The sequence below is a fragment of the Amycolatopsis sp. NPDC051128 genome (assembly GCF_040682715.1).
GTDB lineage: Bacteria > Actinomycetota > Actinomycetes > Mycobacteriales > Pseudonocardiaceae > Amycolatopsis.
This window is the reverse complement of the sequence record NZ_JBFBBN010000017.1, coordinates 1-13376: the sequence shown is the minus strand read 5'-3', so window position 1 is coordinate 13376 and position 13376 is coordinate 1. Positions and strand designations below refer to the sequence as shown.

Annotated in this window: 14 protein-coding genes and 2 riboswitches; of the genes, 6 read left to right on the top strand and 8 right to left on the bottom strand. The window is 70.6% G+C overall.

What is annotated here, in order from left to right:
- Nucleotides 1-117: 117 nt before the first annotated feature.
- Complete coding sequence (thiE, locus tag AB0M82_RS19290) at nt 118-777, bottom strand: thiamine phosphate synthase (protein ID WP_364723315.1); 660 nt, start codon at nt 775-777, stop codon at nt 118-120.
- A 123-nt stretch (nt 778-900) separates the two neighbouring features.
- Nucleotides 901-1006: riboswitch (TPP riboswitch) on the top strand.
- Between thiE and thiO the strand changes: the two genes are divergently transcribed.
- The 4 genes from thiO to AB0M82_RS19270 all read left to right on the top strand — a co-directional run bounded on the left by thiO (nt 1000) and on the right by AB0M82_RS19270 (nt 3564).
- Complete coding sequence (gene thiO, locus AB0M82_RS19285; RefSeq protein WP_364723312.1) at nt 1000-2073, top strand: glycine oxidase ThiO; 1074 nt, start codon at nt 1000-1002, stop codon at nt 2071-2073. Its footprint overlaps the riboswitch before it by 7 nt.
- Nucleotides 2073-2273 carry a sulfur carrier protein ThiS gene (thiS, locus tag AB0M82_RS19280; RefSeq protein WP_364723310.1) on the top strand — a complete coding sequence of 67 codons (201 nt, stop codon included), beginning with the start codon at nt 2073-2075 and terminating at the stop codon, nt 2271-2273. Before thiO ends, thiS begins: the two co-directional genes overlap by 1 nt.
- 1 nt (nt 2274) lies before the next feature.
- Nucleotides 2275-3033 carry a thiazole synthase gene (locus tag AB0M82_RS19275; protein WP_364723308.1) on the top strand — a complete coding sequence of 253 codons (759 nt, stop codon included), beginning with the start codon at nt 2275-2277 and terminating at the stop codon, nt 3031-3033.
- Between the two features lie 96 nt (nt 3034-3129).
- The gene (locus AB0M82_RS19270; RefSeq protein ID WP_364723306.1) at nt 3130-3564 is read left to right on the top strand and encodes a MarR family transcriptional regulator; all 435 of its coding nucleotides are present in this window, start codon (nt 3130-3132) and stop codon (nt 3562-3564) included.
- 97 nt (nt 3565-3661) lie between these two features.
- Here AB0M82_RS19270 and thiD (AB0M82_RS19265) read toward each other — a convergent pair whose 3' ends face one another.
- Nucleotides 3662-4489, bottom strand: a complete 828-nt coding sequence (gene thiD / locus AB0M82_RS19265) for a bifunctional hydroxymethylpyrimidine kinase/phosphomethylpyrimidine kinase (RefSeq protein WP_364723303.1) — start codon at nt 4487-4489, stop codon at nt 3662-3664.
- Between the two features lie 111 nt (nt 4490-4600).
- Here thiD (AB0M82_RS19265) and AB0M82_RS19260 point away from each other — a divergent pair, with 111 nt between their 5' ends.
- The gene (locus AB0M82_RS19260; protein WP_364723300.1) at nt 4601-5611 is read left to right on the top strand and encodes a phosphatidylinositol-specific phospholipase C domain-containing protein; all 1011 of its coding nucleotides are present in this window, start codon (nt 4601-4603) and stop codon (nt 5609-5611) included.
- A 6-nt stretch (nt 5612-5617) separates the two neighbouring features.
- Here AB0M82_RS19260 and AB0M82_RS19255 read toward each other — a convergent pair whose 3' ends face one another.
- From AB0M82_RS19255 to AB0M82_RS19235, 5 genes are all read right to left on the bottom strand, one after another.
- Entirely contained in the window at nt 5618-5800 is a 183-nt protein-coding gene (locus tag AB0M82_RS19255) for a hypothetical protein (RefSeq protein WP_364723297.1), read from the bottom strand.
- Entirely contained in the window at nt 5797-6102 is a 306-nt protein-coding gene (locus AB0M82_RS19250; protein WP_364723295.1) for a hypothetical protein, read from the bottom strand. The genes AB0M82_RS19255 and AB0M82_RS19250 overlap by 4 nt, the downstream gene beginning before the upstream one ends.
- A gap of 19 nt (nt 6103-6121) precedes the next feature.
- Nucleotides 6122-6940 carry a bifunctional hydroxymethylpyrimidine kinase/phosphomethylpyrimidine kinase gene (thiD, locus tag AB0M82_RS19245; RefSeq protein WP_364723292.1) on the bottom strand — a complete coding sequence of 273 codons (819 nt, stop codon included), beginning with the start codon at nt 6938-6940 and terminating at the stop codon, nt 6122-6124.
- Nucleotides 6937-8589: a phosphomethylpyrimidine synthase ThiC gene (gene thiC / locus AB0M82_RS19240; RefSeq protein ID WP_364723290.1), complete on the bottom strand. Its 1653-nt coding sequence runs from the start codon at nt 8587-8589 to the stop codon at nt 6937-6939. Before thiC ends, thiD (AB0M82_RS19245) begins: the two co-directional genes overlap by 4 nt.
- Nucleotides 8583-8707: riboswitch (TPP riboswitch) on the bottom strand. Its footprint overlaps the gene before it by 7 nt.
- A 47-nt stretch (nt 8708-8754) precedes the next feature.
- On the bottom strand, nt 8755-9666 hold the full coding sequence (locus tag AB0M82_RS19235; RefSeq protein WP_364723288.1) for a trypsin-like peptidase domain-containing protein: 912 nt from the start codon (nt 9664-9666) through the stop codon (nt 8755-8757).
- A gap of 225 nt (nt 9667-9891) precedes the next feature.
- Here AB0M82_RS19235 and AB0M82_RS19230 point away from each other — a divergent pair, with 225 nt between their 5' ends.
- Entirely contained in the window at nt 9892-12063 is a 2172-nt protein-coding gene (locus AB0M82_RS19230) for a glycoside hydrolase family 15 protein (RefSeq protein WP_364723285.1), read from the top strand.
- Between the two features lie 78 nt (nt 12064-12141).
- Here AB0M82_RS19230 and AB0M82_RS19225 read toward each other — a convergent pair whose 3' ends face one another.
- Nucleotides 12142-13164: an LLM class flavin-dependent oxidoreductase gene (locus AB0M82_RS19225; protein ID WP_364723283.1), complete on the bottom strand. Its 1023-nt coding sequence runs from the start codon at nt 13162-13164 to the stop codon at nt 12142-12144.
- Nucleotides 13165-13376 lie beyond the last annotated feature (212 nt).

Here is a 13376-nt window from a genome sequence, read left to right as displayed (position 1 = left end):
CCGGCTGCGGGCGCTGTGGGACGAAGGAGCGGCATGACCGACGACGTGATGGTGGCGATCGACGCCGGTCTGCGGCAGCACATCGGCGGCTCAATGCGACATTCACGGAACTTGGCGTCAGCCCAGCCGGGAGCGCAGTTCGCGGGCCGCGGCAGCCGGGTCCTCGGCCTCGGTGATCGCCCGGACCACGACGATCCGCGAAGCCCCGGCGTCGAGCACCTCCGGCAGCCGGGGGACGTCGATGCCGCCGATCGCGAACCACGGGCGTGACACCGAAGCCGCCGCCGTCGAACGCACCAGGTCCAGACCCGGCGCCGACCGCCCCGGCTTCGTCGGCGTCGGCCAGCACGGGCCGGTGCAGAAGTAGTCCACTCCCGGCTCCGAAGCCGCCGCGAGAGCCTGGTCGAGAGAGTGCGTCGACCGGCCGATCACGACGTCGTCGCCGAGGATCCGGCGGGCCAGCGGCACCGGGATGTCGTCCTGGCCCAGGTGGAGCACGTCCGCTCCGACCGCCAGCGCCACGTCCGCGCGGTCGTTCACCGACAGCAGCGCGCCGTGCCGTGCGCACGCCTCGGCCAGCACCTCCAGCGCCGCGATCTCTCCCGCGGCTTCCAAGGCGCCGGTCTTGTCGCGCAGCTGGATGATGTCGACACCGCCGGCCAACGCCGCGTCCGCGAACGAAGCCAGGTCGCCACGGGCCGTGCGGGCGTCCGTGCACAGGTACAGGCGCGCGGCGTCGAGCCGGGCGCGGATCTTGTCACCGGAAAGGGCGGGCATAGCGGCGACCGTACCCCGCGCGTTGACAATCCGACCCAAAGCAGGCCGGCCGTCGAGCGGCACGTGCCGTTGCCGCGAAAGCCAACAGCGGTTGGATTATCGACGAACGGCACAGTAGGGTGGAAGTGTCCGCACGGGAGCCCGAGGCACGGGCTGAGAGGGAGCTGCCGCTCCGACCGTGGAACCTGATCCGGGTCATGCCGGCGCAGGGAGCGTGATCCCATGACGAACCTGGCAGTGGTGGGCGGCGGCGTGATCGGCCTGTCCGCGGCGTGGCGGGCCGCCAAAGCCGGCCACGCGGTCACCGTCTACGACCCCGAACCGGTCCGCGGCGGCGCGTCCTGGCTGGCCGGGGGCATGCTCGCCCCGGTCACCGAGGCCTGGCCGGGCGAGGAGGACGTGCTCCGCCTCGGTGAGGCGTCGCTGAAACGCTGGCCCGGCTTCGCGAGTGACCTCGCGCGGGAAGGCGTCGACCCCGGCCTGGCCGGACACGGAACGCTCGTCGTCGCGTTCGACAGCGCCGACGCCGGGCACCTCGACATCCTCGCCGGTTACCTGCGCTCGATCGGGCGCGCCGCGGACCGCCTCACCGGCCGGGAGGCGAAGCGGCTCGAACCCGGCGTCGGGTCCGTCCGAAGTGGACTCCACGTGCCTGGCGACTTGGCCGTGGACAACCGGAAACTGCTCAACGCGCTGTACGCGGGCTGCGTCAACCACGACGTCCGGTTCGTCCGCGAACGCGTCGGGTCCCTGCCGGACGCCGAGGCCGTCGTGCTCGCCGCGGGCGCCTGGACCGGGCGGCTGCACCCGCGGCTCGCCGACGCCGTCCGCCCACTCAAAGGGGAAATCCTCCGGCTCAAGCCCCGCCGCGGCTGCCTGCCGCCGCCCACGCGCACCGTCCGTGCCGTCGTCGAGGGCCGCCCGATCTACCTCGTCCCGCGCGGCGACCAGGAGCTCGTCCTCGGCGCCACCCAGTACGAGGCGGGCTTCGACCAGGCCGTCACGGCGCGCGGCGTGCGCGAGCTGATCGAGGGCGCCGAACGCGTCTTCCCCGCGATCACCGAGTACGAGCTGGTCGAGACCGCCGCGGGCCTGCGGGCCGGCAGCCGGGACGCGCTGCCGTATCTCGGCGTCCTGGACGACGGCGTCTTCGCCGCGACCGGGCACCACCGCAACGGCCTGCTGATGGCCCCCGTGACCGCGGACGCCGTGGTCGCCTGGCTCGAGGGGGAGAAACCGCCCGAAGGCACCGAAGCGGCGTCCCCCGCCCGCCTGCACCAGAAGGAGCACGTGTGATGGAGATCAAGCTCAACGGCACGTGGACGGAGTTCCCGGACGGCGCCACCGTCGCGGACGTCCTCGACGCCGCCGGCGGGCAGCGGCCCGGGATCGCCGTCGCGGTCGACGGCGTCGTCGTGCGCCGCGCCGACTGGTCGGCCACCACCGTGCCCAAGGGTGCCGGCGTCGACGTGCTCACCGCGGTCCAGGGAGGCTGAAATGGACGAAGAACCGCTCGTCATCGGCCCTTGCAAGCTGACGTCCCGGCTGATCATCGGCACCGGCGGCGCGGCCAACCTCGCCGTGCTCGAACGCGCGCTGGTCGCGTCCGGCACCGAGCTGACCACCGTCGCCATGCGCCGGGCCGACGCCGAAGGCGGCTCCGGCGTCCTGGAACTACTCCGGCGCCTCGGCATCGAGCTGCTGCCGAACACCGCCGGGTGCCGCACGGCCGCCGAAGCGGTGCTCACCGCCCAGCTCGCGCGTGAGGCGCTCGAGACCGACCTGATCAAGCTCGAAGTGCACGCCGACGACCGGACGCTGCTGCCGGACCCGATCGAAACCCTCGACGCCGCCGAACGGCTGGCCGCCGACGGGTTCACCGTGTTCGCCTACACGAACGACGACCCGGTGCTCGCGCTGCGCCTGGAGGAGGCCGGCTGCGCCGCGGTGATGCCGCTGGGCGCGCCGATCGGCACCGGTCTCGGCATCCGGAATCCGCACAACATCGAGCTGATCGTGTCGCGGGCGGGCGTGCCGGTGATCCTGGACGCCGGAATCGGCACGGCGTCGGACGCGACGCTGGCGATGGAACTCGGCTGCGACGCCGTCCTGCTTTCCACCGCGGTCACCCGGGCGGCCGACCCCGAACGGATGGCCGCGGCGATGCGAGCGGGCGTCGTCGCCGGGCGGCTGGCCCGCGGGGCCGGCCGGGTGCCGCAGCGCTTCTGGGCGCAGGCGTCGAGCCCACCCCGGTGAACCGGGCCGCCTTCACACCGACCGGCACCACGAGCCCGTAAGGTGGACGGCACTTTCCGGCGCATCCGCGGCGGGGGCAGGGAGAAGGAGCCAGCCGTGACCAGCACCTCGGTCCAGGACGTCTCGGGCAGGCTGTACCTCGCCGTGGGCAGGCTGTCCCGGTCATTGCGGCAGGCCGGTGTGCCGGGGCCGGGCCACGGCGCCATTTCGGCGCTCGCGACGCTCGTGAACTCCGGCCAGCTCCGGCTCGGCGACCTCGCGGCCAAGGAGGGCGTCGCCGCGGCGACCATGTCGCGGATCATCGCGTCGCTGGTCGAGGCGGGCTACGTCAGCCGCGAGTCCGACCCGGTCGACCGGCGGGCATGGCTGGCGAAGGCCACCGAGGAGGGTGAGCGGCTCGTCTCCGGCGTCCGCTCGACGCGGGTCCAGGAGCTGAACCGCCGTCTGGACCGGCTCGCGCCCGAGCACCGCGAAGCGCTGCTGGCGGCGCTGCCGGCGCTCGAAGCGCTGATCTCCGACGAAGACCGTTAAGCGGCCTGCTTCCGCAGCTCGGCGAGCTCCGCGCGCAGGGCGCGGAGCTCGTTGAGGGTTTCGTGGTTGGCGGCGGCCTGGGTAACCGGGTGGCCGCTCAGCGCTCCTCCGGCGCCAGCCGCCAGAAGGCGGAGACCGGGCCGACCTTGGCGCCCATCGGGTAGGCGTGCTCGACGGCGTGCGCGACGAACCACTTGCCGTACCGCGCGGCCTCGACCACGGACATCCCCTTGGCCAGGCCCGCGGTCAGCGCCGACGCCATCGTGTCGCCCGCGCCGTGGGTGTGCGGGGTCGCGTAGCGCCGGCCCGGCAGCTCCACGAACGTCGAGCCGTCGAAGAGGAGGTCGACGCACTCGGGGTCGGCCTGCAGGTGCCCGCTCTTGACCAGGACGTACCGCGGGCCCATCCGGTGCAGCACCACGGCCGCGGTGTGCATGCCCTCGCGGTCGGTCACGGTCATCCCGGTGAGCAGCCGGACCTCGTCGAGGTTCGGGGTCAGCACGGTCGCGCGCGGCAGCAGCTCGTCGCGCAGCGCCACGAGCCCGGCGTGGTCGAACAGCGGGTGGCCGTGCATCGACGCGGCCACCGGGTCGACGACGAACGGGATCTTCGCGTCGCGCCCGATCTCCGCGCGGTCGCACGCGGCGGCGACGGCGTGGATGATCTCCGCGGACGCCAGCATGCCGGTCTTCGCCGCGCCGACGCCCATGTCCGCCGCGACGGCCTCGATCTGCCCGGCCACGATGTGCGGCGGCAGGTCGGCGCGGTCGTGCACGCCCAGGGTGTTCTGGACGGTGACGGCGGTGACCGCGACCAGGCCGTGCACCCCGCACGTCAGGAACGTGCGCAGGTCCGCCTGCAGCCCGGCGGCGCCGCCGGAGTCCGATCCGGCGATGGTCAACGCCGACGGAGGGCTCTCGTTCATGATTCTACCGACTTCTGGTCTAGGCCAATCGGCCGCTTTTCCTTCATCAACAGTCCACCACGGTGGCACATTGTGTGGGCTACTCACCAGTTCACGGGCGAAGGAGCCTGGATGAAGCTCTTCTCGGCGGTATTCCTCACGGCCGCTCTCACGCTCTCCGGAGCGACCGCCGCCGGCGCGGACAGCGCGAAGCTCTCCCACGTCACGACCGTCGGCGTGCACAACACGTACGAGACGGCGGCCTACGACTACCTGGCCAGGGCACTCGACGCGGGGTCGTCGCTGATCGAGCTCGACGTCTGGCCGGACTTCTTCACCCACGAGTGGAAGGTCAGTCACTCGAACCCGCTGGGGAACAACAACAACTGCGTCGCGGCCACCTCGGCGTCGCAGCTGTATTCCGGTGGCAAGAACAAGAACCTCGAGTACTGCCTCGACGACATCCGGATCTGGCTGGCCGCGCACCCCGGGCACACGCCGATCACGCTGAAGCTGGAGATGAAGACCGGCTTCTCGGACAACACCGGCATGGGCCCGGACGAGCTGGACGCCACGTTCCGGGCGCACCTCGGCAGCGTCGCGTTCCGCCCGGCCGAGCTGCTCGGGAGCTACGGCACGCTCGACGCCGCGGCCAAAGCGGACAACTGGCCGTCCGTGGACGCGTTGCGGGGGCGGGTGATCACCGAGATCATCCCGGGCACCGTGGAGGAGGGCAATCCGACCGACACGTTGAAGACGGACGTCGAGTACGCGCGCTACCTCGTCGGGCTCAAGAACGCGGGCCGGCTCGGGGACGCGAACATCTTCCCGACCGTGCACGGCGCCGTCGGCGGTGACCCGCGGGACAAGTACAGCGCCGACCTCAAGCCGTGGTTCGTGGTGTTCGACGGCGACGCGAAGGCGTGGGTCACCCAGACCGGGCCGGCGTGGTACGACGCCAACCACTACTACGTCGTGATGACGGACGGCCAGAACGTCGCGCCGGCGATCGACGCGCACAATCCGACGGTCGACCAGGCGAACCAGCGCGTCGCCGAACTGGCGAAGCAGCACGCGTCGGTGATCACCGCGGACTGGACCGGGCTGACGACGGTGCTCCCTCAGGTGCTGGCCAGGGGTTAGCGCGGTTCATCGACGGCGACTGAGCCGCTCCTCCAGACGGCGCGTCAGGGGCTCGCAGTCATGCTTGGGGAAAAGGTCGGGGAAGGTTTTCAGCATGGACCGCAGACCGTCGACGACCCAGTCGAATTCGTCTCCCCGCAACGAGACGTCAGCGAAGAGGAGCTGCCAGCCGCTCGTGCCCTTGGTCACCCGGAGCGCCGCGAGATAGCCGGCACAGTCGAGGTCAACCGCAGCTCCTCCGGCGAGGGGTCGTACCAGAGAGGAGGCGGCGTGGCGTCGATGAGCGCACGGTGGATGTTCTCGATGAAGAACTCGCCGCTGAACAGCTCGTCCGGCGTCCCCCATGTACTCCTCAGCTCCTCGAACCGGAAGAAGCACTCTTGGAAGGACGGGGCGAGCGTGATGCCCTCGCGGGTTTCGACCTCGGGGCAGTCCCGCAGCTCCGCCATCACCTCGACCAATGCGCGCTCGTAAGCCGTCAGCTCCGCCATGTGGCGGAGCCTGACGTGATCACGAGTTCGAGTCCGCGTTCAGGATCCAGAATGGCGAGACCGGACCCACTCCCGCACCCAGCGGGTAGGCCTCGGCCACGCAGCGCTCGATGAACTTCTTCCCCGCGGCGACGGCGTCCGGCACCGAAGCGCCTTTCGCCAGCGACGCCGTGATCGCCGACGCCAAGGTGTCGCCGCCGCCGTGGGTGTTCTCCGTGACGTACCTCGGGCCGCTCAGTTCGATGACCTCACGCCCGTCCGACAGCAGGTCCACGCAATCGGACGTCCCGGTCATGTGCCCGCCCTTGACCAGGACCCAACGCGAGCCGAAGCGCAGCAACGCCTCCGCCGCCGCGCGCTGGGAAACCGTGTCCGTCACTTCGATGCCGGTCAACAGCCGGACCTCGTCCAGGTTCGGCGTGATCAGCGTGGCACGCGGGAACAGCTCGGTGCGGATCGCTTCGAGGGCGTCCTCGCGCAGCAGCGCGTGGCCCGTCATCGACGCCGCCACCGGGTCGACCACCAGCGGGAAGTCCGCGCCGACCTCGTCGAGCGTCTTCGCCACCGCGCGGATGATCTCCGCCGTCGCGAGCATGCCCGTCTTCGCCGCGTCGACGCCCATGTCGGCGGCCACCGCCGTGATCTGCGCGGCGACCACGTCGGCCGGGACCTCGGTGAAACCCCGCACACCCAAGGAGTTCTGCACGGTGACGGCGGTCAGCGCGACCAGCCCGTGCACGCCGTTGGCGAAGAACGTGCGCAGGTCGGCCTGGATGCCCGCACCACCGCCGGAATCGGATCCGGCGATGGTGAGGGCGGTCCTGGGGGTGCGGGTCACTGCCCCACCACGGGCAGGTAGACCTTGTTGCCGGATTCGGAGAACTCGGCCGACTTCTCCGCCATGCCGGCCTCGATGGCCTCCACAGTGGACAGACCGTGCTCGTCGGCGTACTTGCGGATGTCCTGGGTGATCCGCATCGAGCAGAACTTCGGGCCGCACATCGAGCAGAAGTGCGCCGTCTTGGCCGGCTCCGCGGGCAGCGTCTCGTCATGGAACGACCGCGCCGTGTCCGGATCGAGCGAGAGGTTGAACTGGTCGTTCCAACGGAACTCGAAGCGTGCCTTGGACAGCTCGTCGTCCCACTCCTGCGCGTACTGGTGCCCCTTGGCCAGGTCCGCGGCGTGCGCCGCGATCTTGTAGGTGATCACACCCGTCTTCACGTCGTCGCGGTTCGGCAGGCCGAGGTGCTCCTTCGGCGTGACGTAGCACAGCATCGCCGTGCCGTACCAGCCGATCTGCGCCGCGCCGATGGCCGACGTGATGTGGTCGTACGCGGGCGCGATGTCCGTCGCGAGTGGACCGAGGGTGTAGAACGGCGCCTCGCCGCAGAGCTTTTCCTCGAGCTCGACGTTCTCCTTGATCTTGTGCATCGGCACGTGGCCGGGACCCTCGATCATCACCTGGACGTCGTGCGAACGCGCGATGTGCGTCAGCTCGCCGAGGGTCTCCAGCTCGGCGAACTGGGCGCGGTCGTTGGCGTCGGCGATCGAGCCGGGGCGCAGGCCGTCGCCGAGGGAGAACGTGACGTCGTACTGCCGCAGGAGCTCGCAGAGTTCCTCGAAGTGCGTGTACAGGAAGGATTCCTTGTGGTGCGCCAGGCACCACGCGGCCATGATCGACCCGCCGCGGCTGACGATGCCGGTGACGCGCCGCGCGGTCAACGGGATGTAGCGCAGCAGCACGCCGGCGTGCACGGTGACGTAGTCGACGCCCTGCTCGCACTGCTCGACGATGGTGTCGCGGTAGACCTCCCACGACAGCTTTTCCGGTTCCCCGTTGACCTTTTCGAGGGCCTGGTAGATCGGCACGGTGCCGACCGGCACCGGCGAGTTGCGGACGATCCACTCGCGCGTCTCGTGGATCCGCTTGCCGGTGGAGAGGTCCATGATCGTGTCGGCGCCCCAGCGGGTCGCCCAGACCATCTTGTCTACCTCTTCCTCGACCGACGACCAGACGGCCGAGTTGCCCATGTTGGCGTTGATCTTCACGAGGAAGTTCTTGCCGATGATCATCGGCTCGGACTCGGGGTGGCGGCGGTTGACCGGGATCACCGCGCGGCCGCGGGCGACCTCGTCGCGCACGAACTCGGGCGAAACCCGTTCCCGGGCGGCGACGTACTCCATTTCCCGGGTGATGACACCCTGTTTCGCCCAGCCGAGCTGGGTGTTGTGCTCACGCCCGTCGGCCCAGCCGGCCCGCAGCCGGTGCAGTCCACTGTGGACGTCGATCTCGGCTTCCGGGTCGGTGTATGGGCCGGAAGTATCGTAGACGTCGAAATGTTCGCCGTTGGACAGGTCGATCCGCCGCGCGGGAACGCGGAGCCCCGATTCGGTCCGGTGGTACACCTTGTGCGAGCCGGTGATCGGCCCGGTCGTCACGGAGACGTCACGCTCTTCTTGGGCAGCAGAGTTTTCCAGCGTTGTCAACGACTTTCACTCCCTACGCCGGCATTACCCGGTCAGGTTCATGCGGTCGGTGACACCTGGGAAAGAACCCCAGCCACCCTCTCAGCCCGCCATGGCGCGAGCTCCCGCGTTGGTGTTGTGCCCCGACCATGCCACGCCGGAGGCGCATACTCAAGTCGCGTCACCTCACCCGACCAGTTCGGCGGGGGTGGCGTAGACGTCGACCATGGCTCCGTTGCGCAGCACGGTGATCGGCAGCGCGGTGCCGATCACCTCCGCGAACAGCCGGCGCTGGATGCCTTGGGCGTCCGAGACGCGGGTGCGCCCGACGGTCAGCACGAGGTCCCCGGCACGCAGCCCGGCCCGGTCGGCGGGCCCGCCCGCGACCACTTCCCGCACCCGCAGCCCGGCGGCCTGGCCGGTGCGCTCGGCGACGTCGTCCGGCAGCGGTGCCGGCACGCCGACGAGGCCGAGGTACGCCCGCCGCACCCGGCCCTCGACGACGAGCGTGTCGATGATCCGGCGGGTGGTCGCGTTGATCGGCACGGCGAGGCCGAGCCCCACCCCGGCGACCGCGGTGTTGATGCCGACGACGTGGCCGGCGGAGTCGGCGAGCGCGCCGCCGGAGTTGCCGGGGTTGAGCGCGGCGTCGGTCTGGATGACGTCCTCGATGACGCGCCCGGCGCGGCCGTGGCGCACCGGGAGGGCCCGGCCGAGCGCGCTGACGACGCCGGCGGTGACAGTGCCGGAGAAGCCGAGCGGGCTGCCGACGGCGACGACGAGCTGCCCGACGACGAGCTGGTCGGCGTCCCCGAGCACAGCGGCCGACGGCGTCTCGCCGCGGGCCCGCAGCACGGCGAGATCGGACAGCGGATCGGCGCCGACGACGTCGAAGGGCACTTCGCTGCCGTCCGCGAAGGTGGCGACGCCCCGGCGGTGATCGTCGACGACGTGGGCGTTGGTGAGCAGGTGGCCGTCTTCGGCGAAGACGACCGCCGAGCCACTGCCGCGGGCGAGCTGAACCCCGGCCACGTGCGGGGTGACGGTCCGGGCGACCGTGCTCACCGTGCGCGAGTAAGCGTCCATCGCCTCGTCCATGGGCACCTCGATTACACCGTTGCAGGTACTTCGATTGTGCGCCCGAACCGGCGGGAACGGCGTTCGCCGGTCGTGAACTAGCTGTCCACGATGTGTGACACCAATAGCCCGGATCGGTGACTGGTGGTGGTTCACCGGATCGGACCATGCACCCGGCAGAATTTGGCGGCAGACTCCCAAGTCGCTTCTGTAACGGTGCAGAGGCGATCTTTCTGTGGGGTTGATATGCGCAAACTCATGTTCGGCGCCCTCGCCGGACTGCTGGTCACCGGCCTGATCCCGGCGACCGCGGCGGCACAGGGCGGCGGTGAGGCACCCGGCGCGCCCGGTGCCCATCCCAGCTGGCTACCCGCGAACAAGACCGGTTTCGGCACGGCGCACGAGCAGTCGAGCAACGTCTGGTTCACCCTCCAGGGTGGCCAGCTGTCCGAGGTCTACTACCCGGACCTGTCGACGCCGAGCGTCCGTTCGATGAACTTCGTCGTCACGGACGGTCGCAGCTTCGCCGTCGCCGACCACACCGCCAAAGCGCAGCAGGTCCGCCGGACCGACGACGACAGCCTGACCTACGAGCAGACCATCACCGACGACCAGCACCGCTGGCGCCTCCGCAAGACCTACGTCACCGACCCGGCCGCCACGACGGTGCTGGTGGACGTCGACTTCCAGTCGCTCACCGGGCGGCCCTACCAGCTCTACGCGGTCGCCGATCCGGACCTGACCAACGAAGGCTCGGACGACTCGGCCGCGCGGACGGGCGACGCCGTCACCGCGCAGGACGCCGCGAACGCCGCCGCGCTCACCGCGAAGCCCGCCTTCGTGAAAACCAGCGTCGGCTACGCCGGTTCCTCCGACGGCAACACCCAGCTCGCGAAGACGTTCAAGCTGAACGCCTACGACAGTGCCGCGAAGGGCAACGTCGTGCTGACCGGGCAGACCGCGGCCGACGGCGTCCGCGGCCGGCACGTCACCCTCGCGCTCGGCATGGGCGCGAAGGCCGGCGACGCGCTCCGTGCCGCACAGGCGTCGCAGCGACGCGGCGTCCGCGACATCACCCGCGCCTACGACCGCGGCTGGCAGCAGTACCTGCGCGAGATCAGCAAGCCGCCGTCGTCACTGAAGACCGGCGCCGAGCGGGACCTCTACAAGGCGTCGATGCTGACCCTCGCCGCGAGCGAGGACAAGCACCACCCCGGCGCCTTCATCGCGTCGCCGAGCATGCCGTGGCGGTTCGGGAACAACGACCCGGAGTGGTCGCCGTCCGGCACCTACCACCTGGTCTGGCCGCGTGACCTCTACCAGATCGCGACCGGCCTGGCCGCCGGCGGCGACCGGGCCGCCGCGAACCGCGCCGTCAGCTACATGTTCGGGACGCAGCAGCAGCCGGACGGGCACCTGCCGCAGAACAGCCGCGTCGACGGCGTGCCGTACTGGACGTCGATACAGCTCGACGAGACCGCCTTCCCGATCGTGCTGGCCCAGCAGCTCGGCCGGAACGACCTGTGGCCCGGCGTCCGGAAGGCCGCCGACTTCATCCTGGGTTACCGCGGCCCGAACGGACAGGCGTCGCCGTACACCCAGCAGGAGCGCTGGGAGGAGCAGGACGGCTGGTCCCCGTCGACCATCGCCTCGGTGATCGCCGGGCTCGTCTGCGCCGCGGACCTCGCCACGCGCAACGGTGCTCCGGCGGACGCGGCCCGGTACCTCGCCGCGGCCGACAAGATGAAGGCCGACCTGCCCAAGCAGACGATCACCACGAACGGGCCGCTGTCGAAGGACCCGTACTTCGTCCGGCTCACCAAGGACGCGAACGCCGACGCCGGCACGACGTACAACCTCGGCAACTCGAGCGTGACGATGGACCAGCGCGCGGTCACCGACGCGGGCTTCCTCGACCTCGTCCGGCTCGGCGTCTACCGCGCCGACGACCCGGTGATCCTCAACAGCGTGCGCGTCACGGACAAGGACATCGCGTTCACCACGCCGACCGGCCAGTTCTGGCACCGCTACACGAAGGACGGCTACGGCGAGCAGGCCGACGGTTCGCCGTGGGACTACACGTTCCCGGCGGAGAGCCGCACGACGTTCGGCAGGCTGTGGCCGCTGCTGGCCGGCGAGCGCGGCGAGTACGAGCTGGCGCTCGGCGATCCGTCGTCGGCCGCGCGGCGGCTGCGTGACCTCGGCCGGGTGAGCAGCTCGGCGGGGACCATGCCGGAGCAGGTGTGGGACGAGAACCCGCCGTCGGGCCAGACCGGCTTCCCGGCCGGCACGCCCACCACGTCGGCGACCCCGCTGGCCTGGACGCACGCGCAGTACGTCCGCCTGGCCTGGGACGTCAAGGCGGGCTCGGTGCTGGAGACGCCTCGCGTCGTCCGGTGCCACTTCCTCGGCTGCTGACCGTCCGCCGAAAGCCGTGAATGTCGCATTGAGGGACTTGAAGTCCCTCAATGCGACATTCACGGACTTGCGGGCCTCTCAGCGCCAGCCGAGTTCCGGTGCCACGTGCGTGAGGATGCTCTCCAGCACGTGGGCGTTGTAGTCGACCCCGAGCTGGTTCGGGATGGTCAGCAGCAGGGTGTCCGCGGCCTGGATCGCCTCGTCCTCCTTGAGCTCCCGCACCAGCTCGTCCGGCTCGGCCGCGTATGAGCGTCCGAAGATCGCCCTGGTGTTTTCGTCGATCATGCCGACCTGGTCACGCGAGTCGCGGTCACGTCCGAAGTAGGCGCGGTCCAGGTCGTTGGTGAGCGCGAAGATGCTGCGGCTGACCGACACCCGCGGCTCTCGCGGGTGGCCGGCCTCCTTCCACGCCTCGCGGTAGGCCTCGATCTGCTTGCGTTGCTGGACGTGCAGCGGCTCGCCCGTCTCGTCGTCCTTGAGCGTCGAGCTCTGCAGGTTCATGCCCAGGTTCGCGGCCCAGACGCCGGTCGCGTTCGAGCCGGAACCCCACCAGATGCGCTCGCGCAGTCCCTCGGAGTGCGGTTCGAGCCGCAGCAGGCCCGGCGGGTTGGCGAACATCGGCCGCGGGTTCGGCTGGGCGAAGCCGTCACCCTCCAGCAGCTTGAGGTAGACCTCGGTGCGCTCCCGGGCCATGTCGGCGTCGGTCTCGCCGTCGGCGGGGGCGTAACCGAAGTAACGCCAGCCGTCGATCACCTGCTCGGGGGATCCCCGGCTGATGCCGAGCTGGAGCCGGCCACCGGAGATGAGGTCGGCGGCACCGGACTCCTCGGCCATGTACAGCGGGTTCTCGTAGCGCATGTCGATCACGCCGGTGCCGATCTCGATCTTCGACGTGCGCGCGCCGATCGCCGAGAGCAGCGGGAACGGACTGGCCGCCTGCCGCGCGAAGTGGTGCACGCGGAAGTACGCGCCGTCCACCCCGAGCTCCTCGGCCGCGACCGCCAGGTCGATCGACTGGTGCAGGAAGTCGGCGGCGGACCGGGTCTCGGAGTGCGCGCTCGCCGACCAGTGGCCGAACGAGAGAAAGCCAATCTTCTTCACGCAGGCTGGAAGGCTCCGAAGGCCCGTTTCATTCCGCACGCGTGCCGGTCGCCGGCAAGGTCGGCGCCGATCCCGACCCCGACAGCCCCAATGTGGCGTTGGTTGCGTCCAACGCACCCAATGTGGCGTTCGGTGCATCCAACGCACCGAACGCCACAATTGGGCGCTAGCCCGGCCCCCGGACAGATAGGGAGAGGGGCGGGTGGGGAGAG

Coding starts and splice junctions, on each gene's coding strand:
- AB0M82_RS19235 (WP_364723288.1), bottom strand. CDS start 9,666: ATGGACGAGGCGATGGACGCTTACTCGCGCACGGTGAGCACGGTCGCC.
- thiE (WP_364723315.1), bottom strand. CDS start 777: ATGCCCGCCCTTTCCGGTGACAAGATCCGCGCCCGGCTCGACGCCGCG.
- AB0M82_RS19275 (WP_364723308.1), top strand. CDS start 2,275: ATGGACGAAGAACCGCTCGTCATCGGCCCTTGCAAGCTGACGTCCCGG.
- AB0M82_RS19250 (WP_364723295.1), bottom strand. CDS start 6,102: ATGGCGGAGCTGACGGCTTACGAGCGCGCATTGGTCGAGGTGATGGCG.
- thiO (WP_364723312.1), top strand. CDS start 1,000: ATGACGAACCTGGCAGTGGTGGGCGGCGGCGTGATCGGCCTGTCCGCG.
- AB0M82_RS19260 (WP_364723300.1), top strand. CDS start 4,601: ATGAAGCTCTTCTCGGCGGTATTCCTCACGGCCGCTCTCACGCTCTCC.
- thiS (WP_364723310.1), top strand. CDS start 2,073: ATGGAGATCAAGCTCAACGGCACGTGGACGGAGTTCCCGGACGGCGCC.
- thiD (WP_364723303.1), bottom strand. CDS start 4,489: ATGAACGAGAGCCCTCCGTCGGCGTTGACCATCGCCGGATCGGACTCC.
- AB0M82_RS19230 (WP_364723285.1), top strand. CDS start 9,892: ATGCGCAAACTCATGTTCGGCGCCCTCGCCGGACTGCTGGTCACCGGC.